A 10,056-nucleotide genomic window follows, 5' to 3' on the forward strand; every position below is an offset into this window, starting at 1 on the left:
TGATTGCGGTAGCGGCCGTCCTTGTTCCAGCGCCAGTAGTCGCTCTTGTCGGTATTTATGTCGATCGCGATGCCGTAGGAGTGGGAACTCTTGCGCTTTGTACCCTCGATCACGCGCCAGTTAAACGTGCCAGACGGGTTATCGAGAAATTTTAGCAGCTCCGGCTTTTGCACGACCAGCGCGTCAAGCTCGTTTGAGACGGCTTGCAGAGCAGCTGCCGCACCGTTTTTGGAGTTAAATTTAAACGTCTTGCCGCCGTGATTTTTTAGCCAAACGACATCCGTTAAATTTGCCCTTACTTCCGCCTCGCTCGCACCGTAAATTTTATCTAAAAGCTCGTAGTTTCGGTATCTGCCAGCGTCATTACTAGGTAGAGCTAGAGGTTTAAATAGCGGATAAGGCTGCGCAAAAGTATCCTCTACGTCGGCGAGATTTAGCAGATGCGCCGTGTCCTTTGCCTCGCCGTCATCAAATTTGACCTTACTGCCGTCCGCAAAAATCACCTCGTTGCCGACTATTTTCACGCCGTAAGCTTTTTCGATCGCCGATTGTTTTGCGCGCTGCGCCTCTTCGCCGCTAGCTATTTCAAAGGTGTTCATGGAGTTTATTCTCGAAACTAGCAAGCGTTTTGGATCGATGTCTGCTACGTCTGAGCCGATTTTTAGCGTCGTGATCGCCACGCCGCCGATCATGGCTCTACCGTTATCTTTCGTGCGGATGCCCCAGACGTCGTGCACGGCGAGCGGCTCATCCCCGCGCAGGCCTGCGTATAGCATGATGTGCCCGTTCATGTGAAACAGCGTTCTATACGGCACGGCTTGCGTTTTGATGACACGTAGTTTTTCTTCCGCGCTTAGATTTGCCAGGCTTACGACCTTGCCGATTTGACCTTGCGCCTTTGAGTTTCGCGGTAGCCACACGCCAAAGCTACCGAGAAAATCCTGCAAAAACAGCGAGCAGTCGCGCTTACCGCCAAACCCGCCCCAGCCGTAGCTTTGACCTAGTAGCGATGACGCCAGCGCCCTTACGTTTTCGTCGCTAAATGTAAGCGGAAAGCGGCTCGCGCTTTGTTTTGAGATCTCGTAGTTTCTTAGCCCGCTTTGGGTCTGAATTTTGCCGTAAAATTTAAACTGATCCTCGCTTTGAAACGGCAAAATCGCGCCTATGCGCCCGTAAAATAAAAAGTTGCCGTTTTTGTCGTAGATAGGCTCTTCGTCTTTGATAACGCTTAAAAATTTGGAGTTTTTTAGCTCCCGCACGGCGTCCGCGCTTAAAATTTTGATTTCGGTCGATTTCACCCAGGCCCATGCGGCGTCGCTACCGACAAATGCCCACGCGCCGTCGGCCGAAAAGTGCGAAACGTAAAGCGGATAGCCGATCGAGACGAAAGAGAGCTGAGCGTAGTCAAACGGTAGTCCCTCGCCGGCACGTGCCGGATTATAGAGTACGGCCTCGTCGGTCGGTAGGTTTCGCAGGCTAGTATTTGCCGTCGTTATCGCAGGTAGAGAGACTTTACCGAAGCTCTCTACGCTAGCGTTTTTTCGCACTTTTTCAAACCATTCGTTCGGGATTTTGCGCATATTTGAGAAATAATACTGCCTTTTTGACGTGTTTTTATAGTAATCTAGTGCCCAAAAAGCGTCTTTTGCAGTGGTTGAGGGCGCTTTTAGATCAAGCGCGCTAAAGCGTTTTTGTAGCAGAGTTTCGCCGCTGCTTTGAGCCTCAAAAGGCAGTATCGGCAACGCATTTACATTTTGATCGACGTCAAATTTTAGATAACTGATGTGGCCTAAATTTTCATCCGCGCTCTCCTCGGGCATATCGTATGCCTACGCTGTATTGGCGCCTTGACCCTCTAAATTTACCGCACTAGGGGCATCTTTTGACGATGCGCAACCGCCTAGCATTACTAACGCTACTGCCGTAGAAAGCATAAATTTATTAATTTTCAATCTTACTCCTTAAAAATAAGCTATAATTTTACAAAAAGTTAGGGAAATTTGTGCTAAATCAGCTCTTAGAAATATTAAAAAAATCAAATGTTTTTCTCACCGGGCGCGGCGGCGTGGGCAAAAGCCACCTCACGCAAGCGGTCATCAAGCACTATAAAAGCGAGCTAAAAAACGTCGTCGTACTGGGCAGCACCGGCATCGCAGCGGTAAACGTCGGCGGAGTAAGCGTGCATAGTTTTTTTAAATTCGGCATTTGCTCAAGCCTTGAGGAGCTTCGCGGCTACGACCGCAAACAGCGCGGGAAACTCGGCGAACTAAAAAAGATGCTAGACGCCTGCGATCTCATCGTGATAGACGAGATCTCGATGATCAGCGCGGGGCTCATGGATATGATTTATTACCGCTTGATGAGTTCGCGATTCGTCGGGCGCGTGATGCTCGTGGGCGACTTTTATCAGTTGCCACCAGTGCGAAAAAACGGCGAAGACGGTAGCTCGCTCTTTAAATTTCTCTATGCTTTTAACTCAAGCTCGTGGCATGAATTTGAGTTTAAAAATATTGAGCTAGTCGTATCAAAACGCACGAAGGATAAGAAATTTTACGATATCTTATCTATGCTTCGCGTCGGGCGACTTAGCGAAGAGGTGTTTGCCTATATAGAAAATTTACGCGTGCCAAGCGTGCAGGTAGATGACGATACGAGCGTGCTTTTTGGACGAAACTACGAAGCAGGCGAGCTAAATAACAAGATGCTATCTAAGCTACCAGCGCCGCTTGAAAGAGCAGAGGCGCTAGTGGAAATTTACGATGAAAATTTAAACGAAAACGCGCTGGATCGCTGGATCGCAAACCTCTACGCGCCTGAAATTTTAAATATAAAAATCGGCGCGAAAGTTATATTTACCGTAAATAAATGGGGCGAGTACTATAACGGCGAGCGCGGGCAGATAGTGCAAATTTTAAAAGAAAACGGCGAGATAAAAAGCGTCATCGTGCAAAAAGCTGACGGCGAGATCGTCGAGGTGGAGCGAGCTAGATTTGATATGAGTGAGTTTGTGATGGAGGGCGAGCATTTGCAGGAGCGCGCGAGGGCGTCATTGACGCAGTTTCCGCTAAAGCTAGCCTACGCGATCACGATCCATAAATCCCAAGGCATGAGCATCGAAAATTTAGTCTGCGACCTAAATCATATCTTTGCCAACGGACAGCTCTACGTCGCGCTATCGCGGGCGATCGATCCGAAAAAACTGAGGATATTTTACGGCAAAAGTCGGCCGTTTAGAGAGTATTTGCAAAGCGTCGTTAAAATAGACGAAGAGGTCGAGAAATTCTATCTTGAAAACAAATTTGAAAACATTAAGGAAGACGTATGAAAAAGATTTTTGCGCTGGCTTTTGCCGCGGTTATGGCCTTTGCCGAGACGCTAAATATCGATAACTTTGAAACCGATCTGTACTCCAGAGACGCCAAAAGCTCGATCAAAAAAGTAAGCGTGAGCCTGCGTCTGGAGGGGCGTGACGTAGCGGATAACGAAGCATACGTGCTTGACGCGCTAAATGTCGTTATCGGTAGCTTTTACGTCGAGGATCTGCTAACGTCGCTCGGCAAGGAAAAATTTAAAGACACGCTAGCAAAATACACCGCCAAAAAGCACTCGGTAGATATCGACGAGGTGCTCATCATCTCGCTAAAAACCGTGCGCGAACCAAATATCGAAGAGCTACTTGAAGCGCTAAAAAACGTCAAAACCACGGGCTCAAAAAGATCGCAAAAAGAGCAGGTCGAGGATATATTGAGGGGAAATAAAAACCAGCTTAAGCCGATGGATTTAAATCAGATAGATGATTTTGGCAAGGATTTTGGCGAGCAGTAGGCTTAATAACGGCTTGCCTCGAGCCTTTTTTGATAAATTGGTAAAATTTGACTTAATGAACTATCAATTTATCTTTGCTAAATTTTATTATACGGCGCTAAAATCATCTAGCATTGATTAACTTTTGACTATCTATCTCAATTTGAAGTCAAATTTACGATTTTTATTTACTTATACATACGTCTTCACAACACTGAATTTGATGTAGTCAAATTCATTTTTCCGATATTTTATTTGTACTGAAAATTGTTTAAATATCAATCGTCTTGGCTTGGTTTGTAGATGAAGCGGAATAAATAATCTGTAATGCGCAAAAAGATTTTGGCGATATTTCTTTGTATTTGAGTTATGGCGGTATGCGCTATAAGGCTAAACATAATATAAAACACAAGCTAGACTCGCCATTAAATTTAGTCAAAACTCGCTATAATCTCCAAAAGGACATAAAATGATAAAAATTCTGATGATAGAAGACGACCTGGAGCTGGCGGAAATTTTGACCGAGTTTTTAGCAAAAAGCGATATGAACGTAACGACGGCGGAGGAGCCGTATATCGGGCTTTCGACATTAAACGTAGAAAAATTTGACCTCGTGATCCTAGACCTCACGCTACCGGGACTTGACGGCCTAGAAGTGTGCAAAGAGATCCGCAAGCGCCACGACGTGCCTATCATCATCTCAAGCGCACGCCACGACATCACCGACAAGGTAAATGCCCTAGATAACGGCGCGGACGACTATCTGCCAAAGCCTTACGACCCGCAGGAGCTGCTAGCTCGTATCAAAAGCCACCTGCGCCGCCAAAGCACTGTAGCGGGTGCAAATTTAAGCGGTACAAAAGAGAGCGCACGCGAGAAAGACATCGCAGTTGATGACTTTAAGCACGTCATCACGCTAAAAGGCGAGCCGTTAAATTTGACCGCGGCCGAGTACGACATCCTAAAATATATGCTACAAAAAGAAGGCGGCGCCATCACGCGCGAGGAGTTTATCTACAACTGCGCGAGCATCAGTGAGGACTCGACGAACAAGAGCATAGACGTCATCATCGGCCGCATCAGAGGCAAGCTGGGCGACGACCCAAAAGAGCCAAAATACATCCACGCCATCCGCGGCATCGGCTACAAGCTGATGCAGTAAATTTGACTTAAAGCCCCGCAAATGAAACGCTCATCGGTTTTTTACACTATCACTTTTATCTTTGCGCTTGCGCTTACGAGCATCTTTTTGGCATTTTTGTGGCTGATGGACTACGACAAGCAAAATTACGCGCGCGAGCTAAACGCCAAGTACTCTACGATCGCTAGAAATCAGCTATTTTTGATGAGCGGTATCATAAACGAAAAAGAATACGAGCGTCAAACGGGCGACTTTAAGATGCCTGAGATCACAAACGAGCAGCAAAAAGAGGAGATCCTAGCAAATGCAACCGTGCTTGAGGAGATCTCCGCAGACATCGGCTCTAGCGCCATCATGATCTACCAAAATCACCACTATCTAAAAGTTCAGCACGTGGATAAAATCCTGCTTTTAAAGGATAACGACTATCAGCCCTACCGCTACGACATCATCAAGATTATCTTTTTGCTAGTTGCGATCATACTTCTGGCCGCTTACGTTTTTGTTATCAGAAAGCTAAAACCGCTAAGAAAACTAAAGCGCCAGATAGCCAAATTTGCCGCGGGCGAGATCGACGAGGTACAAAACGTAAGTAGCGGTAACGACGAAATTTCCGAGGTTGCTGAGGCGTTTTACGACGCGGTGTCCCAGATCAAAAGCTTAAACGCGTCGCGCAAGCTATTTTTAAGAAACATAATGCACGAACTAAAAACGCCGATCACCAAAGGCCGCCTCGCCGCCGAAATGATCGAAAAAAGCAAAAACCAGGAGCGGCTCGTGTCTGTGTTTATAAAGCTTGAAAATCTCATAAACGAATTTGCCGCCGTCGAGCAAGTCACGTCAAATATCGCGCTAAATAACACTAAAATTTGCCGTATCGACGACATCATCGACGAGGCTCTGGATATCGCGATGGTAGATCCCGGACAGGTTACGATCAGCAAGCTAGAGGACGTGAACCTAAACGCGGACTTTAAGTTGCTAGCGATCGCCGCAAAAAACATGATAGATAATGCGCTAAAATACTCTCCAAACAAGCATGTAAATATAACTATCACGCGAGAGTCGATCAAATTTATCAACGAAGGCGAGCGGTTGTCAAAGGAACTACGCCACTACGTCGAGCCATTTACCAAGGGCGAAAGCGCGCAAAAAAGCTTCGGTCTGGGGCTCTACATCGTAGAAAATATAATCAAAGCCCACAAGCTAACTCTAAGCTACGAATACAAAAACGGACTAAACGTATTTAGCTTTGAAAATCTGCAAAATATCGCAGCGTAGAAGTAAATTTGTGCATTTTGCTAAATTTGCGGGGCGCGGGGTAAATTTGAGCTGAAATTTAAAGCGAGCCGTTTTTGCTTAAATTTTAAAATTCGGCGTATCGTTGCGACAAACTAAACGCCAAAATTTGAGCCGCAAATTTAGCGCTCATTTCAAATTTATAGCCAATTTTAGCGACCGCTTGCTACTCATAATAAAAAGACTTTACGGGCGCAAAAATTTAGCCCCGCCTTTTCGCACAGTGCGTAAAAATCGACCTCGCCGCCGCGAGATTTAAACTCAAAATAGCACTCGTAAAGCTTTACTAAGTTTTCAAAATCTAAATTTAACCGCGCGCTTGTCTCGTGCTTTTCTCTTACGTCGCGAGCTTCGCGGATCAGTCGTTCGTAGCGTGCGCGCTCTATCAGACAGCCCTCTGGAAAGTGGTGCGCGCCCCAGTATAGCGCGTCTAGTAGCATGCAAAAGTATAGCTCCACGGTTCGTGCGTCGCAATGCTCATGGCTGTATGCACGGCGCAAAAGCTCATTCCTATCAAGCTTCCGCAAGACGCGCGTACATATCTGGTACGACAAGCGCAGATGCAGCATCTCGCCTGCGTCGCAGAGCCCTTTCAGATACTCGCCGACTAGTTCGCTGAGCTCAAACGGTAGCTCGCCGTTGTTGCGATTTTTTAGATTTTTTAGCTCGCTTTTATTTTCGTCTAAAATTTCGAGGCAAAGTTCACCCAGCGCATAGTCCCGCTGCGCCTCGCTAAACTCGCTTTTAAATTTACCAACGGCGCCCTTTAGATGCTCGTTTGTCAGCTTTTAGCCCGGCATCATAGAGCCTTAGGTATTTGCATAGCTCAAAATTTTAGCCAGCCAAAAGCGTCCGTTTGCATTTAGCTCCTTTACCGGTGTAAATTTAACGCAAAAAAACAACAACCTCGCCGCGCTCAAACGCGACCTGCCGCCCGGCTAGATACAGCTCGAAGTAGGGCTTCAAAAAGTCTTCCTGCGGTCTTTGCGCGTAGTTTGGATACTGTAAGTCCTCCGAGAGCAGGTAGTCGCAGTTGATCGAATAATACGCCTCGCCGAGCACCCATAGCTTCGTATCGAATTTCGGCGAATCTATCATCCACTCCGTGATCGCCTCATAGACGGCGTCCGCAAGCTCATCTTTGTTATGCGCGAGATCAAAGCTCTCCTGCACGTGAGCCGATTTTATTTCGCCAAGCATTTTTAAAAGCTCGTTCTTGCCTAGAAACTCGGCGAAAATTTTTAAATTTCGAACGTGCGCTAAAGCTAGGCTCTTAAGCGCTTCGTCATCAAATTTCGGATCCTGCGGCGGGCAAAAATACCCCGGCGCAACGCCTTGATCGAACGCCTCTTGCGTTTGCTGCGCCGTGACTGCGTAGATCGGCATTATGCGCGCTTGCAGCGCCTCGCCGTTTTGCAGCGGCGCAAACACCGCTCCCACGCCCACGCCCTCGGGCATAAAGCACTGAAAAAGCCCGTAAAACTTATCCTGCAGATCGATTTCTTTGCAATCTAAATCAAGATCCGGTCTCGCAGCCTCGGCAATGCGGCGCGCATACTCGAAATTCGTCATTTTTCTCTCCAAATTTGGATTAAATTTTAGGCATTATACCTTAAAGGGTCTCAAATTTTTGCTTGCAAATTGATACGATTCACTTCAAAACGGTAGTCGAATATGGCGTAAATTTGGCATAAGTGCCGACCGTAAGCATGGCTTTCTAAATGCCGTAAGTAAATTTAGTAACCGTTGCAGTATAACAAAATATAGGCAAACTTACGGCTACTACTTGGTTGCGGATACCTTACACGATGTACAATTTCTAGTTTTGAGGGCAAATTTGATGCCGACGGCGGCTTAAATTTAAAAAACTTACACGCACGAGAATAAAAATTCGAACGAAAATAATTTAAAGCGGCGTATTTTTATATAAATAAAATTTCGCCACTTTTTATATAATTCAAAAAATAGACGAGCCAGCGCGGTCAAAACGGCAAATTTTTATTCGCTCAAATTTAACCTAAAAACATTTCGGCTAAAATGCCGATTTATTCATTCCTAAGCGTCTCGAGTACATTTATTTGCGCAGCTTTTTTAGCGGGGTAAAACGACGAAAACGCCACGATAACGACCGCCCCGACCAAAATCATAACAAGATCGATCAAAGATAACTCCATAGGAAGCTTCGCGCTGCCGTAGACGTCGGCCGGCAAATTTACGATATCAAAGCTACCGAGCAACCATACGCCAAAGAGTCCGAGCACGAGCCCAAACACTATCCCGCCTCCGCCTATCGTAGCACCGAGAGCAAAAAAGCTCTTTTTTATCTCGGCTTTGCTGGCGCCCAACGAGAGCAGTAGCGCGATCTCCTGGCGGCGGTTCATGACGGTCATGAGTAGCGAGCTTACGATATTTAGCGAGGCAACCAGGATGATGAGCATCAAAACGATGAAAAGCGCGCGCTTTTCGAGCGCCAAAGCGGAGAAAAAGTTACCGTTTTGCTGCCACCAGCCGATAGCTTTTTGTCCTAGGCGTAGCTCGCGCGAGATCTTTTCGATATCGGCGAACGGATCGTCTGAAAACACGTGTATACCGTCAAATTTGCCCTCATCGTACTCGAGTATCTTGCGCAGAGCCTCCACGCTCGTGTAGAGGTAGCTTTTGTCGTAGGCCACGAGTCCCGAGCTAAACGAGCTCACTACGTCAAAGCGCTTCATTTTAGGCGTTAGCGCAAAACCGCTCGGATCGTTTTTAGTAAAAATGAGCGTGAGTTTGTCGTTTTCGTTTATCATCATCTCGTTTTTGACGCCCTGTCCTACGAGCAGGCCATATCCGTCTAGTTCGCGGTCCTCAAGGCCTGCCGCCACGACCGAGTTTATCTGCTTTTCGTCGGCCGAATTTACGCCAAAAAGCAGTCCGCCCTCGAAGCTATTTGCACCCTTGATGATAACCTGACTCATGATATATGGGCTAAATTTGAGATTCGGAAACTTCTGCTTGAGTTTGCTAACGTCGCTCTCGTCGATGTTGCCGCGGATAGCGGAGAGGATCGTGATCGGGTAGTTCATAGTAAAAAGTTTGCGCTCAAACTCCTTATCAAAGCCGTTCATGATCGCCATCGCGACGATGAGCACCATGAGCCCGACGCCGACGCCAAGGAACGCCAAAAGTGCCGAAAGCATGATAAACGGCTGGGTTTTATCAAACCGTAGATATTTAAAAAGTAGATATTTGGTTAGGCTCATTTGATTTTCCGTTGTTTAAATTTGGGCTTTGGTTTGCTCGCTACTTTTGCGTCGCTTTGTCTTGTTTAAATTTGCGCTGAGGCGAGTTTAAAATTTAAATCGTCCATCCGTGTAAATTTGACGCCAAATTTTTAAACCGCTTGCAAAAGCTAGGCGTTAAATTTACGAGTTCGCGCCACTATAAAAACGGCGGCTAACTTAAATGCTAAATTTAGCAAGCCGCCACCAAAACCCCAAAGCTAAATTTTATCCCAATCCTCCGCAAAAGCTCCTTTTTTAGGGCCGCTCTTTCCGTGGCAGTCTTTGTATTTTTTACCGCTTCCGCACGGGCACGGGTCGTTTCGAGATACTTTTTTACCAGGCTTTTCTTCGCTCTCGGACGCGCTAGCAGCCTCGCTGTCTTGAGCTTCTTGCGGCGCAGACTCGGTAGGCTCGGAGAAGCTTAGGCGCACGGCCGTTAGTAGCTTGATGCTCTCAAATTTAATGCGGCTAACGAGCTCCATAAAGAGGTTAAAGCTCTCTTTTTTATACTCGGTTAGCGGGTCTTTTTGATTGTAGCCGCGCAGTCCA

At 46.6% G+C, this 10,056-nt stretch carries 11 protein-coding genes; 5 read left to right on the top strand and 6 right to left on the bottom strand.

Annotation, left to right across the window (positions count from 1 at the left end):
• On the bottom strand, positions 1-1,820 hold a 1,820-nt coding region (locus Q0200_RS05150; protein WP_297938590.1), incomplete at its 3' end, for an SH3 domain-containing protein.
• Between the two features lie 9 nt (positions 1,821-1,829).
• Complete coding sequence (locus Q0200_RS05155; protein ID WP_297938592.1) at positions 1,830-1,952, bottom strand: hypothetical protein; 123 nt, start codon at positions 1,950-1,952, stop codon at positions 1,830-1,832.
• A gap of 50 nt (positions 1,953-2,002) precedes the next feature.
• Between Q0200_RS05155 and Q0200_RS05160 the strand changes: the two genes are divergently transcribed.
• From Q0200_RS05160 to Q0200_RS05175, 4 genes are all read left to right on the top strand, one after another.
• Entirely contained in the window at positions 2,003-3,325 is a 1,323-nt protein-coding gene (locus Q0200_RS05160; protein ID WP_297938595.1) for an AAA family ATPase, read from the top strand.
• Positions 3,322-3,825: a hypothetical protein gene (locus Q0200_RS05165; RefSeq protein ID WP_297938598.1), complete on the top strand. Its 504-nt coding sequence runs from the start codon at positions 3,322-3,324 to the stop codon at positions 3,823-3,825. The genes Q0200_RS05160 and Q0200_RS05165 overlap by 4 nt, the downstream gene beginning before the upstream one ends.
• 448 nt (positions 3,826-4,273) lie before the next feature.
• Entirely contained in the window at positions 4,274-4,966 is a 693-nt protein-coding gene (locus Q0200_RS05170; protein ID WP_009496046.1) for a response regulator transcription factor, read from the top strand.
• Between the two features lie 21 nt (positions 4,967-4,987).
• On the top strand, positions 4,988-6,226 hold the full coding sequence (locus tag Q0200_RS05175) for an ArsS family sensor histidine kinase (protein ID WP_297938602.1): 1,239 nt from the start codon (positions 4,988-4,990) through the stop codon (positions 6,224-6,226).
• A 188-nt stretch (positions 6,227-6,414) separates the two neighbouring features.
• On the opposite strand, the gene Q0200_RS05180 is transcribed toward Q0200_RS05175, so the two are convergent.
• A complete protein-coding gene (locus tag Q0200_RS05180) occupies positions 6,415-6,702 on the bottom strand; it encodes a hypothetical protein (RefSeq protein ID WP_297938605.1) in 288 nt (95 codons plus the stop codon).
• Positions 6,703-6,723: 21 nt separating this feature from the next.
• Between Q0200_RS05180 and Q0200_RS05185 the strand changes: the two genes are divergently transcribed.
• The gene (locus Q0200_RS05185; protein WP_297938607.1) at positions 6,724-6,855 is read left to right on the top strand and encodes a hypothetical protein; all 132 of its coding nucleotides are present in this window, start codon (positions 6,724-6,726) and stop codon (positions 6,853-6,855) included.
• Positions 6,856-7,129: 274 nt separating this feature from the next.
• On the opposite strand, the gene Q0200_RS05190 is transcribed toward Q0200_RS05185, so the two are convergent.
• The 3 genes from Q0200_RS05190 to Q0200_RS05200 form a co-directional block, all read right to left on the bottom strand.
• Positions 7,130-7,816 (bottom strand): hypothetical protein, encoded by a 687-nt coding sequence (locus Q0200_RS05190; protein ID WP_297938610.1) that lies wholly within the window; start codon positions 7,814-7,816, stop codon positions 7,130-7,132.
• A 473-nt stretch (positions 7,817-8,289) separates the two neighbouring features.
• Entirely contained in the window at positions 8,290-9,486 is a 1,197-nt protein-coding gene (locus Q0200_RS05195; protein ID WP_297938613.1) for an ABC transporter permease, read from the bottom strand.
• 239 nt (positions 9,487-9,725) lie between these two features.
• On the bottom strand, positions 9,726-10,056 hold a 331-nt coding region (locus Q0200_RS05200), incomplete at its 5' end, for an SEC-C metal-binding domain-containing protein (RefSeq protein WP_297938616.1).

The organism is uncultured Campylobacter sp. (assembly GCF_938045225.1).
In the GTDB taxonomy this organism is placed as follows: Bacteria; Campylobacterota; Campylobacteria; order Campylobacterales; family Campylobacteraceae; genus Campylobacter_A.